General features: G+C 61.7%; 20 protein-coding genes and 2 tRNA genes. 4 read left to right on the forward strand and 18 right to left on the reverse strand.

The features are described 5' to 3' along the window. The 6 genes from ilvC to Q0G18_RS06315 form a co-directional block, all read right to left on the reverse strand. The coding region (gene ilvC, locus Q0G18_RS06290) for a ketol-acid reductoisomerase (protein WP_366769152.1) at positions 1 to 761 on the reverse strand (761 nt) is incomplete at its 3' end. A gap of 201 nt (positions 762 to 962) precedes the next feature. Further along, positions 963 to 1,448: an acetolactate synthase small subunit gene (gene ilvN / locus Q0G18_RS06295; RefSeq protein ID WP_158048458.1), complete on the reverse strand. Its 486-nt coding sequence runs from the start codon at positions 1,446 to 1,448 to the stop codon at positions 963 to 965. Further along, positions 1,445 to 3,328, reverse strand: coding sequence for a biosynthetic-type acetolactate synthase large subunit (ilvB, locus tag Q0G18_RS06300; RefSeq protein WP_366769154.1), 1,884 nt, complete (start codon positions 3,326 to 3,328; stop codon positions 1,445 to 1,447). Before ilvB ends, ilvN begins: the two co-directional genes overlap by 4 nt. 80 nt (positions 3,329 to 3,408) lie before the next feature. Next, positions 3,409 to 5,085 carry a dihydroxy-acid dehydratase gene (ilvD, locus tag Q0G18_RS06305; RefSeq protein ID WP_297150895.1) on the reverse strand — a complete coding sequence of 559 codons (1,677 nt, stop codon included), beginning with the start codon at positions 5,083 to 5,085 and terminating at the stop codon, positions 3,409 to 3,411. A gap of 428 nt (positions 5,086 to 5,513) precedes the next feature. Then, the gene (locus Q0G18_RS06310) at positions 5,514 to 6,893 is read right to left on the reverse strand and encodes a uracil-xanthine permease family protein (RefSeq protein WP_297150940.1); all 1,380 of its coding nucleotides are present in this window, start codon (positions 6,891 to 6,893) and stop codon (positions 5,514 to 5,516) included. Between the two features lie 148 nt (positions 6,894 to 7,041). Next, positions 7,042 to 7,116 (reverse strand) — tRNA-Val (locus Q0G18_RS06315). A gap of 161 nt (positions 7,117 to 7,277) precedes the next feature. Between Q0G18_RS06315 and trpS the strand changes: the two genes are divergently transcribed. Both trpS and Q0G18_RS06325 read left to right on the forward strand, forming a co-directional pair. Then, a complete protein-coding gene (trpS, locus tag Q0G18_RS06320) occupies positions 7,278 to 8,333 on the forward strand; it encodes a tryptophan--tRNA ligase (RefSeq protein WP_297150898.1) in 1,056 nt (351 codons plus the stop codon). A gap of 265 nt (positions 8,334 to 8,598) precedes the next feature. Further along, the gene (locus tag Q0G18_RS06325) at positions 8,599 to 8,883 is read left to right on the forward strand and encodes a hypothetical protein (protein WP_297150901.1); all 285 of its coding nucleotides are present in this window, start codon (positions 8,599 to 8,601) and stop codon (positions 8,881 to 8,883) included. Between the two features lie 263 nt (positions 8,884 to 9,146). Here Q0G18_RS06325 and Q0G18_RS06330 read toward each other — a convergent pair whose 3' ends face one another. The 8 genes from Q0G18_RS06330 to Q0G18_RS06365 form a co-directional block, all read right to left on the reverse strand. Continuing rightward, complete coding sequence (locus Q0G18_RS06330) at positions 9,147 to 9,284, reverse strand: hypothetical protein (protein WP_297150904.1); 138 nt, start codon at positions 9,282 to 9,284, stop codon at positions 9,147 to 9,149. 300 nt (positions 9,285 to 9,584) lie between these two features. Further along, positions 9,585 to 9,845, reverse strand: a complete 261-nt coding sequence (locus Q0G18_RS06335; RefSeq protein ID WP_297150907.1) for a hypothetical protein — start codon at positions 9,843 to 9,845, stop codon at positions 9,585 to 9,587. Next, positions 9,845 to 10,474, reverse strand: coding sequence for a hypothetical protein (locus Q0G18_RS06340; RefSeq protein WP_297150910.1), 630 nt, complete (start codon positions 10,472 to 10,474; stop codon positions 9,845 to 9,847). The genes Q0G18_RS06335 and Q0G18_RS06340 overlap by 1 nt, the downstream gene beginning before the upstream one ends. A 12-nt stretch (positions 10,475 to 10,486) precedes the next feature. Continuing rightward, positions 10,487 to 10,810 carry a hypothetical protein gene (locus tag Q0G18_RS06345; RefSeq protein WP_297150913.1) on the reverse strand — a complete coding sequence of 108 codons (324 nt, stop codon included), beginning with the start codon at positions 10,808 to 10,810 and terminating at the stop codon, positions 10,487 to 10,489. Beyond that, positions 10,807 to 11,535, reverse strand: a complete 729-nt coding sequence (locus tag Q0G18_RS06350; RefSeq protein ID WP_297150916.1) for a hypothetical protein — start codon at positions 11,533 to 11,535, stop codon at positions 10,807 to 10,809. The genes Q0G18_RS06345 and Q0G18_RS06350 overlap by 4 nt, the downstream gene beginning before the upstream one ends. 36 nt (positions 11,536 to 11,571) lie before the next feature. Beyond that, on the reverse strand, positions 11,572 to 12,069 hold the full coding sequence (locus tag Q0G18_RS06355) for a hypothetical protein (RefSeq protein WP_297150919.1): 498 nt from the start codon (positions 12,067 to 12,069) through the stop codon (positions 11,572 to 11,574). Next, positions 12,070 to 12,267, reverse strand: a complete 198-nt coding sequence (locus tag Q0G18_RS06360) for a helix-turn-helix domain-containing protein (RefSeq protein WP_297150922.1) — start codon at positions 12,265 to 12,267, stop codon at positions 12,070 to 12,072. Then, entirely contained in the window at positions 12,251 to 12,478 is a 228-nt protein-coding gene (locus Q0G18_RS06365; protein WP_297150925.1) for a helix-turn-helix transcriptional regulator, read from the reverse strand. Before Q0G18_RS06365 ends, Q0G18_RS06360 begins: the two co-directional genes overlap by 17 nt. Before the next feature lie 114 nt (positions 12,479 to 12,592). On the opposite strand from Q0G18_RS06365, the gene Q0G18_RS06370 reads away from it, so the two are divergent. Next, complete coding sequence (locus Q0G18_RS06370) at positions 12,593 to 13,456, forward strand: hypothetical protein (protein WP_297150928.1); 864 nt, start codon at positions 12,593 to 12,595, stop codon at positions 13,454 to 13,456. A gap of 69 nt (positions 13,457 to 13,525) precedes the next feature. Next, entirely contained in the window at positions 13,526 to 14,770 is a 1,245-nt protein-coding gene (locus Q0G18_RS06375) for a site-specific integrase (RefSeq protein WP_297150931.1), read from the forward strand. 97 nt (positions 14,771 to 14,867) lie between these two features. Here Q0G18_RS06375 and Q0G18_RS06380 read toward each other — a convergent pair. From Q0G18_RS06380 to Q0G18_RS06395, 4 genes are all read right to left on the reverse strand, one after another. Next, a tRNA-Ile gene (locus Q0G18_RS06380) sits at positions 14,868 to 14,942 on the reverse strand. A gap of 177 nt (positions 14,943 to 15,119) precedes the next feature. Further along, positions 15,120 to 15,260 carry a hypothetical protein gene (locus tag Q0G18_RS06385; RefSeq protein WP_297150934.1) on the reverse strand — a complete coding sequence of 47 codons (141 nt, stop codon included), beginning with the start codon at positions 15,258 to 15,260 and terminating at the stop codon, positions 15,120 to 15,122. Positions 15,261 to 15,439: 179 nt separating this feature from the next. Then, positions 15,440 to 15,616: a hypothetical protein gene (locus Q0G18_RS06390; RefSeq protein WP_297150936.1), complete on the reverse strand. Its 177-nt coding sequence runs from the start codon at positions 15,614 to 15,616 to the stop codon at positions 15,440 to 15,442. Further along, positions 15,594 to 16,602: hypothetical protein (locus Q0G18_RS06395; RefSeq protein WP_297150939.1), on the reverse strand; the 1,009-nt coding region annotated here is incomplete at its 5' end. The genes Q0G18_RS06390 and Q0G18_RS06395, both read right to left, overlap by 23 nt.

Below are 16,602 nucleotides of genomic sequence, written 5' to 3' on the forward strand. Positions count from 1 at the left end.
GCGGTGTTGGAGATGGAGTAGTTCATGAAGTGGATGCCGGACTCGTACATCAGGTCGACGATCATCTTCATCTCGTGGTAGCACTCGAAGTAAGCGAGCTCGGGCGGATAGCCGGCGTCGACGAGCGTCTCGAAGCCAGCCTTGACGAGCTCGACGAGGCCGCCGCAAAGAACTGCCTGCTCACCGAAGAGGTCCTCTTCGGTTTCCTCGGCGAACGTAGCCTTGATGATGCCGGAACGGGCACCGCCGACGCCCCAGCAGTAGGACATCGCGATATCCCATGCATCGCCGGTCGCGTCCTGAGCCACGCATGCGAGGTCGGGCACACCAGAGCCTTCGGTGAACTGACGACGGACGATGTGGCCCGGGCCCTTAGGAGCGCACATGATGACGTTCACGTCCTCGGGAGCCTTGATGTAGCCGTAGTGGATGTTGAAGCCGTGGGCGAACGCGAGGGTGTCGCCAGCCTTCAGATGATCTTTGATGTGCTCCTCGTAGACCTTCGGCTGCGTCTCGTCCGGCGTGAGGATCATGATGAGATCGGCTTCCTCGGCGGCGGTGTCCATGTCGACGACCTTAAGGCCAGCCTCGCGAGCCTTCTCGGCGGACTTGGAACCCTCGCGAAGACCGACGCGCACGTCGCAGCCGGAGTCCATGAGGTTGAGCGCATGGGCATGACCCTGCGAGCCATAGCCGATGATGGCGATCTTTTTGCCCTGGATGATCTTCGGGTTGACGTCCTCTTCATAATAGATTGTCACAGCCATGGTAGTTTGTCCTTTCTTTTTGGCTGGTTTTACCTTGCTTTATGGCAACCGCTCGCGCGGAAATACCCATGATGTGCAGGTTCGCTCCCTACACTTCCCTGGAGTTGCGGCTCATCGAACAGCTGAGTGCTGTTCGACCCCGAGCACGGCGAAGCCGAGCGCAGGGGCCACTTACCTGCGGGAAGAAGTTGAGCATCATACTTCCTTGGAATTACGGCTCATGGCTATCTTGCCCGTGCGCGTGATCTCCTTGATGCCGTAGGCGCGGAAGAGATCTTCCATGCCCTTGAGCTTGCTCTCGTCGCCCGTCGCCTCGATCGTGAGCGAGCTTTTGCCCACGTCGACGATCTTCGCACGGAACACGTTCGTGATTTCGATGATCTCGTTTCGCCGCTCGGGCGACGCGTTCACCTTGAAGAGCACGAGCTCGCGCTCAATTGCGGACTCTTTTGTAAGGTCGCTAATCTTATAGACGCTGACCAGCTTGTGCAGCTGCTTGGTGATCTGCTCGTATGCCACGTCGTCGGCCTTCACGATGATGGTGATACGCGACATCGTGGGGTCCTCGGTCGGGCCCACCGACAGCGAGTCGATGTTGAACCCGCGGCGCGAGATGAGCCCGGTCACGCGGGAGAGCACGCCCGGCTTGTTCTCGACCAGAATAGACAGGATATGTTTCATCGAACATCCCCTTCCTCTTCAGCGGCGCCTACCCCGTTCGAGCCCTCGCCCTGGTGCGGGCCCTTGTCCTCAGGGTCGGCTTCCCAGCGGCCGCCGAACTGCGCGTCAATCTTCGCGCAGGGCGACTTCTCGCGCACCACCAGCGCAGGCTCGCCCGGCACATCGGTGCGCACGGCGCCGACCGCCACGTCGATCGCGCCCATGACGTCGCTCATCGCCTTGCCAGGCGCGACCATCGGGAACACGTTCTGCTGGTCGGAGATTGCAACGTCCAAAAGGAAAGGACCGTCGCAGGCGAGCATGCGATCATAGGCCTCGTCGAGCTTCGCGGGGTCGGCCACGCGCTCTGCCTGCCAGCTGTACGCGTCAGCGAGTTTCACGAAATCTGGGTTCGCGTCGAGCTCGGTGAACGAGTAGCGCTCGCGATAGAAGAGCTTCTGCCACTGATGCACCATGCCGAGCGCGCGGTTGTCCAAGATAACGACCTTCACCGGCACGTTGTGAATGGCGGCGGTGGCCATTTCCTGGCTGTTCATCTGGAACGACCCGTCACCTGCGATGCAGACCACCTGCGCGCCTGGACGCCCGAACGCAGCGCCGATGGATGCAGGGAAGCCGAATCCCATCGTGCCCAGGCCACCCGAGGAAATGAAGCTGCGCGGCTCCTCGCGGTCGATGAACTGCGCAGCCCACATCTGGTGCTGGCCGACCTCGGTCACGACGACAGAATTGTGCGGGTCGAGCTTCGCGGAGAGCTTCTGCATGGCGATCTCGGGGACGATCTCGTCGGGGTTCTCGGTAATCTGCGCATCGTAGAACGGGTAGCGCTCGCGCCACTCCGCAATCTGCGCGTTCCACGCCTCGGTGCGCGGCGTGCAGGCTTCCTTCTCGATCGTGGCGACGATGCCCGCGACGACGCCCTTCAAGTCGCCGACGATGGGCACCTGCGCCTCGCGGATCTTGCCGATCTCGGCCGGGTCGATGTCGATGTGGATGACCTTCGCATGCGGGGCGAACTCGGAGAGCTTGCCCGTCACACGGTCGGAGAAGCGCGCGCCCGCCGCGATGATCAGATCGGACTCAGTCATGGCAAGGTTCGCGAACTTCGAGCCGTGCATGCCGACGGGACCTAAGTTCATCGGGTGCGACGCCGGGAAGGCGCCTTTGCCCATGAGCGTCGTCACCACAGGAATCTGCATCGCATCAGAAAGCTCCACGAGCTCCTCGGTAGCACCCGACGCAATCGCGCCGCCGCCGACGTAGAGGATGGGTCGCTCCGCGCGCTCGATCACGCCGACCGCCTGCTTGATCTGCTTGGCGTTGCCCTTGTACGTGGGTCGATACGACGGCAGGTTCACCTCGTCGGGGTAGTTGAAGACGATCTGCTCGCTTTGGATGTCGGAGGGCACGTCGATGAGCACGGGGCCGGGACGTCCCGTCGAGGCGATGTGGAACGCCTCGCGGAAGGTCGTTGTGAGCTCTTCGGCCGACTGCAGAAGGAAGGAGTGCTTGACAATCGGCATGGTAATGCCGACGATGTCGGATTCCTGGAACGAGTCGGTACCGATGACGCCACGCGGGACCTGGCCGGTGATGACGACGAGGGGCACGGAGTCCATGTAGGCCGTCGCAATGCCCGTCACCGTGTTCGTGGCGCCTGGGCCGGACGTGACGATGGCCACGCCAGGGCGCCCCGTCGCGCGCGCATAGCCGTCGGCCTCGTGGACCGCGCCCTGCTCGTGGCGGGAAAGAATATGCGTGATCTGCTTGCTGTCGTAGAGCGCGTCGTAGATCTTGATCGCCTGGCCACCGGGGTAGCCGAACACCAAATCGACGCCCTCGGCTTCAAGCGAGGCGATGATCGCCTCGGCGCCGTTCATGCGCAGACCCTGCTTCTCGGTCTTGCTGCCCAGGCCCAAAGGCCCGCCAATCTGAGGTTTCTTGCTTTTCAAAGTGTTACTCACGAGACATACGCCCCCTTATCGGCCGATGAGACGAGCTTTGCGTACTTGGCGAGAACGCCATGGTTGTGCTTCGGAGCAGGCGCGACGAACGCGGCGTGGCGGCGGGCAAGCTCCTCGTCGTCGACATGGAGGTTGATTTCTCCCCCTTCGATGTCGACCGTGATCTCGTCGCCGTCCTCGATAAGCGCGATGGGGCCGCCCGCCGCAGCTTCGGGGCTCACGTGTCCCACGCAGGGGCCCTTCGAGGCGCCGGAGAAGCGGCCGTCGGTGATGAGCGCCACGGACTTGGAAAGTCCCATGCCCACGATGGCGGACGTCGGCGTGAGCATCTCGCGCATGCCGGGGCCGCCAGCCGGGCCCTCGTAGCGGATGACGACAACGTCGCCTGCCTTGATTTCACCTGCGAAGATTGCCTTGCAAGCTTCCTCCTCGGAATTGAAGCAGCGCGCGGGACCCGTGTGCGTGAGCATCGAGGGGTCGACGGCCGACTTCTTCACGATGCCGCCGTCGGGCGCGACGTTGCCGTGGAGCACGCGCAACGCGCCGACCTTCGAGAACGGGTTGTCGTGCGTGCGGCACACCTCGCCATCGGCGGGTTTCGTGCACTTCTCGATATACTCGGGAAGGATGCCCATGCAGGTGAGGGCGGACTCATCGAGAAGTCCCAGCTCATTGAGCTCGTGCATGACAACCGGCACGCCGCCTACGGCGTAGAGGTCGATGAGTGGGCGCGGGCCGGAGGGCTGCAGCTTCACGAGATGGGGCGTGCGCGCACTCGCCGCGTCCCAGTCGTCCATCGTGATGGGGTGCCCCGCCGCCTGGGCGATGGCGGTCAGGTGGAGCACCGTGTTGGTGGAGCCGCCGAAAGCCATGTCGCATTCCATGGCGTTGTGGATCGCCGCCGCCGACACGAGGTCGCGGAAGTTGATGCCGTGCTCGAGCAGCTCCATGACCTTCATGCCCGCATGCTTGGCGAGGCGAAGGCGCTCGGAGTACACGGCGGGAATGGTGCCGTTGCCGGGAAGTGCTATACCCAGCGCCTCGCACAGGCAGTTCATGGAGTTCGCGGTGAACATGCCCGAGCAGCTGCCGCAGGTCGGGCACGCGGTGTCCTCATAGTACTTCAGCTCGTCCTCGCCCATCGTGCCGGCGGCGACCTTGCCCGCGCCGTCAAAGAGCGTGTTCAGGTCGGTCGTGGGGCCGCCCGTGCAGCCGGGCTCATGGCCGGGAAGCATCGGGCCGCCGGAGACGAACACGGTGGGGATGTTCACGCGAAGAGCGCCCAAAATCATACCCGGGACGATCTTGTCGCAGTTGGGGATGCACACGATGCCGTCGAATGCGTGGCCCTCGACCGCGCATTCCAAGCTGTCGGCGATGACCTCGCGCGACACAAGCGAGTAGTGCATGCCCGCATGGTTCATGGCGATGCCGTCGCACACGCCGATGGTGGACACCTCGAACGGGACGCCGCCCGCGAGGTAGATGCCCGCCTTCACGGCCTCGCAGATCTTGTCGAGGTTGTTGTGGCCGGGGATGATGTCGTTGCGGGAATTGACGACGGCGATAAGCGGGCGGCCCATCTCCTCGTCGGTGATCCCGTCAGCCTTGAGCAGGCTGCGATGCGGGGCGCGCGCGGCACCCACCTTGATGGCATCGCTGCGAAGCTGCATGTTCCGTGTCCTCCCTCCGGGCGTCATCGCCCATAAAAAAATCCTGGCTGCAAGCACCTGCACCAGGACCTCTTGGGAACAACGGAATAGACCGCGGACCGATAACGGAGTCGCCGATTCAGGCTACTTGCCTCACGCGATTGCGAAGGTTATTCGCAAAGCACGCAAAACGTTCGCGCCGAACTGCTCGGAGGTGGCATTCGGGGCCGCCCACCACCGGCTCGCAGCATCCGCCGGCTCTCTGAGAGATGGGTTCGTCCTTACTTTCCTCGTCAACGCATTTCGTCGTATTTGGTTTTGAACTGGCGTCAGTATACCCCCGCCACATCGCAGCGCAAGAGGAAATTCCCCTAAACGCCGCGATGTGGCGATAAATGCAGATTGCCGACAAATTCCCAGGTGGGACGCCTTCGCGCAGGCCGCTTTTCCTAGGCTTCCTTCACATCCTTGGGAAGCTCGCCTTCAAGCGGAAAGCGCATCTCGGGTTCGTCTGCACGCTCGGGGGCGTCACCGCCGAAGGAATACTCGTCCTTCCCAGGGAGCACCGCGTTCAGCACGATGCCCGCAAGCGAGCCCACGGCGAGACCCGAAAGCGAGATGGTGATGCCGCCAACGGCGAACACGATGGCGCCCGCCGTGGAGTAAGCGATGCCGATGGAGAGCACGAGGATGAGCGCCGCGACGAGCACGTTGCGGCTCTTCATGAAGTCGACTTTGTTCTCGACGAGGTTGCGAACACCGACAGCCGAGATCATGCCGTACAAAACGAGCGACACGCCACCGATGACGCAAGCGGGCATGGCCTCGATCACCGCTGCAAACTTCGGGCAGAACGAGAAGCAGATTGCGAACACCGCGGCGATGCGGATAACGCGGGGGTCGAACACCTTGGTGAGCGCGAGCACGCCCGTGTTCTCGCCGTACGTGGTATTGGCGGGCGCTCCGAAAAGCGAGGCGAGGATCGTGGCCAGGCCGTCGCCGAGAAGCGTGCGATGCAGGCCCGGCTCGGCGATGAAGTTACGGTTGACCGTGGAGCTGATGGCCGAGATGTCACCGATGTGCTCGATCATGGTCGCGAGCGCGAGCGGCATGATCGTGATGACAGCTGTGATTGCAAGCCCCGCATCGAAGTTGCTCGAGAGCGCGAAGACCGTGTTCTCGAAGGCGACGGGCAGGCCGACCCAGGGAGCAGCGGCGACGCCCGAGAAGTCAACTTCGCCGAGCGCGACAGCGAGCAGGTAGGACACGAGCACGCCGAGCAGGATCGGAATGATCTTCACCATGCCGCGGCCCCAGATGTTCGCGACGACGATGACGGCGATCGCGACGACGGCAACAAGCCAGTTCGTCGAGGCGTTCGCGATAGCGGAGCTCGAGAGGATAAGGCCGATCGAGATGACAATCGGGCCTGTGACCACGGGCGGGAAGAACTTCATCACGCGAAGCGCGCCGAAGCCGCGGAAGAGCGCAGAGAGCACGAGGTAGAGAAGACCCGCACATGCGACGCCCAGGCAGGCATAGGGCAGAAGCTCAGCCTCGCCATTCGGGGCGATAGCGGCATAGCCTGCGATGAAGGCGAACGATGAGCCGAGGAACGCCGGCACCTTCCCCTTCGAGAGGAAGTGGAACAAAAGCGTGCCCAGGCCCGCGAACAGAAGCGTGGCCGAGACGGAGAGGCCCGTGAGCACCGGAACCAGGATGGTGGCGCCGAACATGGCGAACATGTGCTGCAAGCCGAAGACGATCATCTTAGGCTTGCCGAGCGTGGTCGCATCATAGATGGCATCGGGGCTGTCCTCGGCCCCCATTGTCGGTACCGGTTTGTCGAATTTCGCCACGAAGCTCTCCTTCTCTGCAAGTTTTCACTGGGTGGCATTGTACACGTGCGGAACAGAAGGCCAGGCGCGCAAAAGAGAAAAAGGCCGGAAGCTCGTGACTTCCGGCCTTTAGATTTCATGGTGGTCGCTACAGGATTTGAACCTGTGACCCCCGCCGTGTGAAGGCGATGCTCTCCCGCTGAGCCAAGCGACCAAATAAGCTTGCATCAAAACTTGTTCCTGATGCGAGGAAATATAATAGCGCTCATCGAAGCCGCGCGCAAGGGGTAATTTCAACATTTTCAGCGCGCCTATACTGTTATACTTTCGGAGCATGCATTTCCGCACGTGACGTAATAAGGGAGAGAAGAACCCATGAGCAACGAAGACAGCTTCCTCGCATCGAAGAAGCGCAGTGACGAAATCCGCGCCGACCTGGCCGTGCATCCCGAGAAATACCTCATGCTCACCGGCGACCGACCCACGGGCCGCCTGCATCTGGGGCATTACTTCGGCACAATCAGGGAACGCGTGGCGCTGCAGAACCTCGGCGTCCCCACCCGCGTCGTCATCGCCGACTATCAGGTGATCACCGACCGCGACACGACCGCTAATATCGCCGACAACGTGCACAACATGGTGATCGATTACCTGGCCTGCGGGATCGACCCCGAGAAGACCATCATCTTCACGCATTCGCACATTCCCGCATTGAACCAGCTCATGCTCCCCTTCCTCTCGCTTTGCACCGAAGCTGAGCTTGAACGCAACCCCACGGTGAAAGCCGAGCAGGAGGCGTCGGGGCACGCGCTCACAGGCCTGCTTTTGACCTACCCCGTGCACCAGGCGTGCGACATCCTGTTCTGCAAGGGCAACATCGTGCCCGTCGGCAAAGACCAGCTGCCGCACATCGAGCAGACGCGCCAGATCGCGCGCCGCTTCAACGAGCGCTATGCGCAGGTGTTCCCCGAGCCCGAAGGCCTTCTGACCGACGCCGTTTTGATCCCAGGACTTGACGGCCGCAAGATGTCGAAGAGCTATGGCAACGCCATCAGCCTCTCGGCGACGGCGGAGGAGACAGCGAAGCTCATCAAGAAGTCGCAAACCGACTCCGACCGCAACATCACTTTCGATCCCGACAACCGCCCCGGCGTGTCCGCCCTGCTCACCACGGCAGCGCTTTGCACTGGGCGCACGGAAGTCGAGATTGCGGAGGAAATCGGCGACGGCGGCTCGGGCACGCTCAAGAAGTACGTCACCCAAAGCGTGAACGACTATCTCGCGCCTATCCGCGCGCGCCGCGAGGAGCTTATGCAGGACCCGGCGTATATCGCCGACATCCTGGCCGACGGCAACCGCCGCGCGAACGAAATCGCGAACGAAACGCTTGGCGAGGTTCGCGAGGCGATGGGTATGGTCTACACCGTCTAAGCGCAAGAGACACAGAGCAGAAAAAGCGCCGTCGAGGTTTCTCGGCGGCGCTTCGCATTTTGTGGTGGGCCCACCCGGATTCGAACCGAGAACCAAAGGATTATGAGGCGGTTTTTCTGGATACAACGACAATTATCTGCGTATCGTTATGCCCGTCCAACCTGCGATTATGTACTAGTGCGATATATAGCGATATTGTGCGTTGTGACCATATTGTGACCAATAATCGGCATGCTTCGGCGGCTACCCGAAAGGAGAAACCGCTATGCCCAACCAAACGAGAAGCGCCATCCACGACGCGGCGACGAAGGCCGAAACCCTGGCATACAACCTCGCGAACGCGAGCAGCCTCGCCCTGATGCTGAGCGAGGTGCTGGACAAGGAGATAGGCGGCACGATCGAGGGGCAGTCCCTCGCGGCGCTCATAACGCTGCTGGACAAGCTGGCAGAAGACTGCGAGGGCCTGAGCGGGGACCTGTACGGCCTGCGCAATCGCCTGCCCCTCGGAGAATGCTGTGGGATGACGAGCGCTTGGCCCAGTTCCAAGTGATCGAACGACAGCATGACGGCGGAATTGCCCCTTGAAGCCCGAGAGGGGGAAGGCCCCGCTTCGGCGGGGCCTTCCCATGCTCTCGCGCCCTTCTGCGGAGCGGCCTTCGCGTAGAACATGATTCGAACCCATAGTGGGTTCGAATCCTACTTGCAATCGGTCATAAAACGCCTGGCCAAACGCATGTCTTGGCAGCGCGGTAGCTTTGGCGGTAGCTCAAGCGGTAGCTTTGACCCGAGTCCGAATCCCGAAAGCCCGCCGCCCTAGGGATTCCACGCCCCGGATTCGACGTCCCTCTTGAAGTCTTCGAACCCCCTCTCGAAATCGGCGTCAAGCAAGTCTTCGAGGCTCCCCAGGTCGTCCAAGTCGAAATCGAGGCTCGGCCATTCGCCATCGTGCATGCACTCCTCGCCAATGCGCCCGTCTCCTTTCCTTTTGGGCCTGCAAGTATTCCTTTTTTAGGGCCTGCAGAAACTCTTTTGGGCCTGTCAAAAACTCTTTTTATTGGTTCTCATTGTTCTCGCAGACCACCCAGCGAGCGGCCCCTGCGCTTCCGTGCTTTATGGCGTCCGAAAATCGTCAGGGTCGACTGACACCGCCAGGCGGCGGGAGGCGAGACGCGCTTCCCACCTGGGGATGCTCCGCCTCAACCGCCTCCCTGCGGCGTTTAATCGCCCTGACGGTTATCAGACGGCGCGTAGCTACAAGAGCCCCGCCATCCTGCGGAAAATGAGGTCAGCCCAGTACCCGTAGCATTCGGGGTGGTATGCCGCGTTCTCAGCGCAATCGGCCATGATGCCGAAGATGGAGCGATCGGAATCGCCTGCCAGCTTGTCGCGCGTCTCGCAGTTGAGCTTCGTCACCTCGACGCGGAACGCCTCGGGGTTCTTGCCGGGTCCCCGTCTCAGAAGCCCGTCCATCTTCTCGGTGTACTCTCTGAAAACACCTTTACTGCCACTCATCAGAACACCTCCATCATCGGCTCAACCTGCTTATCCCAATGCGGGCTGTAGTCGCTGCACGTGAAACGTTCGAGCGTCCTGCACAGCGTCTTGAAGTTTGCCTTCACCGCATCAGGCCCGTATCCCTCGGCGTAGGCCGAATAGGCGTTCCGAAGCTCGGCTGACGCCACGCCCGCCTTGACGCGCGGCTCGACCTTGCCCGCAAGGTACCGAAGCATGGTCCCGTTCTCGGCGTACTTGCCGAAAGCGGCCGCGTAGTCTGAATCCTCCATGATGCCCGAGTCTGCCAGCGCGGAGAACGCCAGGTCGAACTTGCCCGAATCGATGGAGTAGAAGGATTCGACATCCTTATCGAGCGCCCTACGCCCTTCCCTCGCCAGCTTCGCCGACTCGGCCTTGCAGGCTCTCACCGTCTCTGAGAGGCGCTTGGAAGCTGCCTCTCGGGCCTCCTGGGCCTCGGCTAGCTCGCGGTAGCTCGGGCGGCTTTGAGAGCCGGCGTAGTTGCGGCGCTCCACGGCCTTGAACGCCTCGTTCGCCGTTTGGCTCGCTCTCAGAGCGTCCAAGTACCTATCCATGATCCCCTGCCCGCCGTCGACGATCTTCTCGGCGTGATGCCTGAACCTGCCCATACTTGAATCTCCTTATCTGTCGAAATAGTCTTGAGTGCTGGACGTCCGCTTGATGTCGACGCCCTCCCTCTTCTTGAGCCGATGCGCAACCTGCCTCGCGGCGTCGCTCTCCTTGTGGGCGAGGATGAGACGCTCATACTCCCTGTTCGCGTCCCTCTTGGCCCTCTCAAGGCAGGTGAGGCACACGCCGTAGTAGTCCGCCGCCCTCGTGCCGGGAATCAGGAAGGCGCAGCCGCACATGGGGCAGAGTACCCTCTCGGGGTCCGTCTCGGCGGCTATCAGCCTCTCGACCATGCCCTGCCTGTCGCGGCGGTTGAGCATGTCGGTGACGGTCATACCTGCCTTCGCCATTCGGGCCTCACCGCCTTCCCGCAGCTGCGGCACTCGGCTATCCTCGGGTTGCCGGCGAACGGCTCGACCGGGGAGCCGCAGACGGGGCACGTCGGGCCGTCCTGGGCGCGGGGCGCGGGCTTGCCCGCAGCCGCGCTTCGCGCCCCCTCTGATGTATTCTCTGAAGTACTCTGATGGTGTTTTCGGAACCCCAGGTCAGCATGTACCCCCGACCCCCTTATTTCGGGGTCGTGACCCCCGTATTCCAACACAGTGACCCCCCTATTTTCGTTTTCCACAGAGTTTTCCACCGTGATAGGGGGGTCGCATATGACCCCCGCTTTCTCCTCCCCCGTCGAAACAGGGAGGTCATACGAGCCTTCGGCAACGTCGGCGCGCGTCGGGTACGTAACGTAAACGCTCGCGCGCCCCCGCCTGCCCTGCCTCGCCCTGTCGACGACGCCCGATTCGACCAACAGCCTCACTCCCTTCCTCACATTCTTCGAGCCCCCGCCGAACATCTCCTCGGCTATGGCCGCGTTGCTCACCACCGCCGCCTCGAAGTCTTTCAGCGGAACGTCGCCCATGCCGCAGGCGTCGGCCCATTCCGCCACGGCGCGCTTGTCCTCGCAGCCCAGGCCCCCCGCGGGGCGCGATCGGCTGATTATGGCCGCGTACGCCTTGCCCGTCACCTTGGGGCGCGTCTCCATGGCCTCGGCGAGCCTGGCCATCGTCGGCGCGCGCACCTTGCCCCAGCCGCCCACGGGCTACGCCATCCCGTCGAAGCGGGACTTGCGCGTTTCCAGGTACGGGCGGGCCTCGGGCATGTCGCGAAGCAGCAGGCGGGCGTAGGCCGGGGCATAGGTGTTGTTGATCGCGACGTCCTTTCCGTCGCGCCCCACGTGCTGCTCGTGCCTCAGCCGCTCCATGAGCAGTTGGATCGTGAAGGGCCTCTCCGCTTCCACCTCGCGCGCCGCCATGCCCCGCAGAACCGGGCCGACGGCCTCCCAGCGGGTCACCGCCCCGTTCCAGATGCGAACCGTCCTCGCGTCCTTCTCGGCGTCCTCCGCCGCCTCAGCTGCGCTACAATGGCCTTGCTGGCGTTCCTGAGCGCCCAGCTCGCGCCGTCCCTCTGTTTGGTCGCTGTCGGGGCGGCGCTTCGCCTTCCTGGCCCTCTTCTCGGCCCTGGGGACGTTCGAGCGGCCCCCGCAGTCCGATTTGACCGCTTCGCCGTCGATGAAGACGGCGCTTCTCCTGCGCCCCATCTACGCCACCCCCAGGAACTCGTTTAGCTTCGCTCTGGGAACGTACCACCTGCGGCCTATATGGACAGCGGGCAGCTCCCCCGAGCGGCACATGCTGCGGACGGTGTTCTTGGCGAGTCCGAGGATATCCGCCATCTGCTCGACGGTGAGCAGGTCGGGCAGGACTGCGGACGGCACGGCCCTAACGATCTTCGCCATCGGGCACCTCCTCGAACAGCTCCGACGGGTCGCCCTCCCAGCCCAGGGCGTCGGCGATGCGCCTTCCTCGCCTCGGATACGCTGGCTCCACGCCTCGCACGATGCGCGACACGCTGGCGGGGTCTATCCCAGTGCGCCGCGCCAGATCAGCCTGAGTCATGCGCTTGCGCCACAGCACAAGGCGCAGCATGGTCTCGTTTCGCTCAGTCATGTTCGTTGCTCCTTTCTCCTTGACGGTTCCGAACGTTGCACCTAAAATGATGACTCGCAGAATGACTTTATTAAATACATATTTATAAAGACACAAGGGAAAGTGAGCTATGCTATGCATGCGGTCTTCAATTTCGACTGTTCAGCCGATGAGTTTCGTAGTTACATTGCCTCCGAAACCGAAAGTGATATGCATATGCACGAAAAGCAATACGGCTACGTATTTCCCGACGGCGTGACAAGCGACGATTTGAACGCAAGGAATATTCTTGTAACCGCGATGAAATTGAGGGCGATCTCATCCGAAGACAACGACCGACAAAGCGCCTTTGCCCTTAAATCACTAGGATTCGAATTTGCTTGTAACCGAAAAGGCTTCTCCATATTCGACGGAATACCGGAAGACGTGAACGAGCATGACAAGATTCATGGAGTTATGTTCTTGCCTATTGATTCGGTAGTTTATAAAAGGTGGCTACGAACTACCATCGATAACGCTTCAGTACCTGGCTGGTTTTTGCCCGTACCCGATAATATAGAAGAAATCGCAGACGAGAAGCCTCTTAGAATGGTCATTCTCGAGGATTATAGAAATACCGTCGACTCAAAACTATGGAATAAGCAGTGTTCTGGGCATTTAGGCATCCTTGTTGTTTATTCATTCTGGCATAGCTATTCAGATGCCGTGTTTAAGCAGATCGCCGATGATGCATTCGACATTTTAGCGACCCTGCATCTCGCCGACGCAAGAGCATTCGTAAGCCAAGGTAATGAGTACTTTTCGTATTATTCACCGATTTCAGCAACCTGGAAATACATGCTTGAACAGAACAGAGAAGGCCGTGTTGGCGTCTGCGACTATTGCGGAAAACCTTATATCTCCAAGAAAGAGCGCGGGAAAAAACGGCGGTTCTGTTCTCAACTCTGCTCGAAACGCTTTCAACGCCATCCAGAACGAGCATTCTGCAACACCCATTAGGCCCATTCCCGCCCCTCTGGGCGGTGTGGATACAGCAGGCAGGACGAGCGAGGGAAAGGAGGGAGGAACATGGCAAAAGGAGACGGGAGCATAACCCAGCGGGGGCGCGGCACGTGGCGCGTTCGCGTGTCGGCGGGATTCGACCCCGCCACGGGCAGGCGGCAGTACGCGACGGCCACCGTCCACGGCACCAAGGCCGACGCCCGCAGGGAGCGCGACAGGCTGCGAGCCGAGGTGGAGGGCGGCATGAAGCTTGACGCCCAGCGCGTCACGCTGTCAGAGTTCGTACCGATATGGGCCGACGCGAAGCGCACCTCGGGCAAGATATCCGAGGAGAACCTCGAAGGCGAGATCGCGGCCCTGAGGCGCGCCGAGGCGGTCATAGGCGGCGTCCCCATGCGCAAGGTGACCGCGCCCATGGTTGAGAAGGTGTACGCCCTGGCGCTCGCCGAGGGCCTGAGCAAGACCACCGTCCGCAAGCTGCACATCTACCTGAAGAGCGTCTTCCGCAAGGCGTGCGACTACGGCTACTGCCTGCGGAACCCGTGCGAAAAGGTGGAGGCTCCCAAACCCGACGACCCGGGCAGGCGCTCGCTGTCGGCCTCAGAGGCCGCGCGGCTGCTGTCCTGCATAGACGCCGCCGAGGAGGCCGCAAACGCCGACCTCGCGGGCAAGGAAGAAAGGCAGCTCGCCAGGGGCAAGGCGTTCGGGCGGGGGTTCGTTCGCGGCGTGGCCCCCGTAAGCTGCGCCCTGGCGGCCCGCATCGGGCTCGCGACGGGCGCGAGGCTCGGCGAGGTCCTGGCGCTCGATTGGGGCTGCGTCGACCTTGGCGAGGGGTGCGTGACGGTTTGCCGCACCCTGAAAATGGACGGCACGACGAAGGAGCCGAAGACAGCGGCGGGAGCGAGGACCGTAAGCATAGACGCAGGCACAGTCGGGCACCTCGCCCACTGGAAGGCCCGCCAGGCCGTGGAGCTAGCGAAATTCGGGGCCAGGCAGTCGGACGGGACGCCCGTCTGCTGCTCGTCGACGGGCGGCTACCTGAACCTGTCGAACTTCGAGAAGTGGTGGAGGGCGTTCCGTGAGGAGAGCGGCTTCGAGGGGCTGAAATACCACGAGCTGAGGCACACCCAGGCGACGCTGCTTCTCGGGAACGGGGTGGACGTGAAGACCGTCCAGACCCGCCTCGGCCATGCGGACGCCAGCATAACGCTCAACTGGTACGCGCACGCCATGCCGGGCAACGACGAGCAGGCCGCGAACCTGCTAGCCGCCGTCATGGAGCACCCCGAGAAGGCCGCGAAAACCGCCTAGGCCGAAGCATTGTGACCATATTGTGACCAAAGCCCGAAATCGGGCTGACCGACAAGGAGAAAGAGCAGCCGAATCAGGCCGATGAACTGGAAAAGTATGGTGGGCCCGCCCGGATTCGAACCGAGAACCAAAGGATTATGAGTCCCCTGCTCCACCGTTGAGCTACAGGCCCGTTTTGCACGTGGACTATTGTACCCGAAAGCTGAGCAGTCAAGGAAACTTCATATATATGCACGTCCTTATACGAACAAAGCCACCCGTGCGGATGGCTTGAATCAGCGAAGGCCCCGAGACGGGGCCTTCGCTGATTGTCTTTTGTCTTGTGAATGCTTGCTTCGGCGCCCGCGCGTCAGATGCGCGACGCGGCGGCCTGGACCGCAGCGGAAAGGGCGATATCGAATGCGTGCCCGGCGAAATCCGCGGCCTTGCGCATGCGCGAGTTCTCGCCCACGTATATCGCCCCGTCCATCGTGATGGCCGGCTCGGACATCGCGGCCAGGCTCGGCGAGTCGATGGCGACGCCCGAGAAGCCCGTGGTGGGCCATGAGCCTCACGTGGTACGCGACCGCTTCAATCGGCCAGCGCTCCGTCGACATGTCGTCCGCGTCGACCTCGCTGCCGGCGTTCTCCACGTATATGAGAATGGAGCGGACGAGGTCGAGACGCGCTTCACGAGAGCATCCCGAACGTTTCGCATATGAGAGACCCGTCGGCTGCGCACTCGCGAATCGCGCATTTAGTGGCAACCGATTCATCGACAACGTCGCCGCTGTCGTTCATGTAGACGATTTCGGAGTAATCGCCGCCGTTGGGCGTTGCCTCGTCAATTCGCTGGACTGTCGGCACTGTTGCCACCCCCCAAAACCTTATCGAGTACTGATGCGCGATAGGGATAATCCCGCCTGAATTTTTCGCTATCGATAGTATACAGCGCGACGGATTCCGCAAAGTCTTCGGACGATGAATTGGCGGCGTATTTAGTTGGATGGGTTTTCTTGCTATGCCCATAGTCATTCATAACCGCATCCTCCCATACTCCGCCCGAGCTGAGCGCCTCTCCAGCCGACGCCTCTTCGATGTCAACTAAATGCCCCGTCTCATGGCACAGCGTCCTTTCAAGGTACGAATCATCGTGACCGGTATACGCCCACAACGTTATTTCGATACCGCCCGTCGCATACGACCCGGCGAAATTGCGGTATCGCATTTTCCAGTATTCGTCTTGCGGGTTAGCGTAATCGACAACGTAGATTTCCTTTTGCATACGGTCTTTGATATGTTCAGGCACTTTTTCATAAATAGACAACAGCCTTTCAGGTGTCATTTCCTGCCTGCTTTGGTCCATGTCGGCCTTGAAAAAGAACCGCCTTCCAGATGGGAGTGCATACGCCTTGAACCTACCCGCTACCGACGATGTTGATGTTGTGCCGGTTGGAAGCGGTGCGTCAATCTCGGCTTCGACTGCGCCGAGACGTTCGAATACGCTCGTCGACCAACCGGGGGCTTCGGGGACGCTCCCGTCGAGTGCGGCGCGCTTCCTTGCGTCCTTCTCTGCGGAACTCAGCCCTTCAGTCTCGTCTATCTCCTTGAACCGCTTGTACCGCTCGCGCAGCTCCCTCGGCTTGACCCCCTGCACCAGCTCGGCTTCGGGGTCGCCCTCGAAGCTGGGGACCACCTTGCAGTCGCAGTTCCTGTGGAAGTGCTTGAACTCGCCTGCCGTCTTGCGCGTGTGGTAGACCGCGCCGCGGCTCGAAACCCGTCGGCACGCGGGCGAACATCGCGCCCTTGTCCCTGTCGCGCCCCACGTTGGCGATGATCGTCTCGTTGAGGCT

It is taken from the genome of uncultured Ellagibacter sp. (assembly GCF_934636505.1).
Taxonomy (GTDB): domain Bacteria; phylum Actinomycetota; class Coriobacteriia; order Coriobacteriales; family Eggerthellaceae; genus Ellagibacter.

Bases quoted from the DNA above. Each gene is read 5' to 3' on its own strand.
- ilvN (WP_158048458.1), bottom strand. From the start codon at position 1,448: ATGAAACATATCCTGTCTATTCTGGTCGAGAACAAGCCGGGCGTGCTC.
- ilvB (WP_366769154.1), bottom strand. From the start codon at position 3,328: ATGAACGGCGCCGAGGCGATCATCGCCTCGCTTGAAGCCGAGGGCGTC.
- ilvD (WP_297150895.1), bottom strand. From the start codon at position 5,085: ATGCAGCTTCGCAGCGATGCCATCAAGGTGGGTGCCGCGCGCGCCCCG.
- Q0G18_RS06310 (WP_297150940.1), bottom strand. From the start codon at position 6,893: ATGGGGGCCGAGGACAGCCCCGATGCCATCTATGATGCGACCACGCTC.
- trpS (WP_297150898.1), top strand. From the start codon at position 7,278: ATGAGCAACGAAGACAGCTTCCTCGCATCGAAGAAGCGCAGTGACGAA.
- Q0G18_RS06325 (WP_297150901.1), top strand. From the start codon at position 8,599: ATGCCCAACCAAACGAGAAGCGCCATCCACGACGCGGCGACGAAGGCC.
- Q0G18_RS06330 (WP_297150904.1), bottom strand. From the start codon at position 9,284: ATGCACGATGGCGAATGGCCGAGCCTCGATTTCGACTTGGACGACCTG.
- Q0G18_RS06335 (WP_297150907.1), bottom strand. From the start codon at position 9,845: ATGAGTGGCAGTAAAGGTGTTTTCAGAGAGTACACCGAGAAGATGGAC.
- Q0G18_RS06340 (WP_297150910.1), bottom strand. From the start codon at position 10,474: ATGGGCAGGTTCAGGCATCACGCCGAGAAGATCGTCGACGGCGGGCAG.
- Q0G18_RS06345 (WP_297150913.1), bottom strand. From the start codon at position 10,810: ATGACCGTCACCGACATGCTCAACCGCCGCGACAGGCAGGGCATGGTC.
- Q0G18_RS06350 (WP_297150916.1), bottom strand. From the start codon at position 11,535: ATGGCCAGGCTCGCCGAGGCCATGGAGACGCGCCCCAAGGTGACGGGC.
- Q0G18_RS06355 (WP_297150919.1), bottom strand. From the start codon at position 12,069: ATGGGGCGCAGGAGAAGCGCCGTCTTCATCGACGGCGAAGCGGTCAAA.
- Q0G18_RS06360 (WP_297150922.1), bottom strand. From the start codon at position 12,267: ATGGCGAAGATCGTTAGGGCCGTGCCGTCCGCAGTCCTGCCCGACCTG.
- Q0G18_RS06365 (WP_297150925.1), bottom strand. From the start codon at position 12,478: ATGACTGAGCGAAACGAGACCATGCTGCGCCTTGTGCTGTGGCGCAAG.
- Q0G18_RS06370 (WP_297150928.1), top strand. From the start codon at position 12,593: ATGCATGCGGTCTTCAATTTCGACTGTTCAGCCGATGAGTTTCGTAGT.
- Q0G18_RS06375 (WP_297150931.1), top strand. From the start codon at position 13,526: ATGGCAAAAGGAGACGGGAGCATAACCCAGCGGGGGCGCGGCACGTGG.
- Q0G18_RS06385 (WP_297150934.1), bottom strand. From the start codon at position 15,260: ATGTCCGAGCCGGCCATCACGATGGACGGGGCGATATACGTGGGCGAG.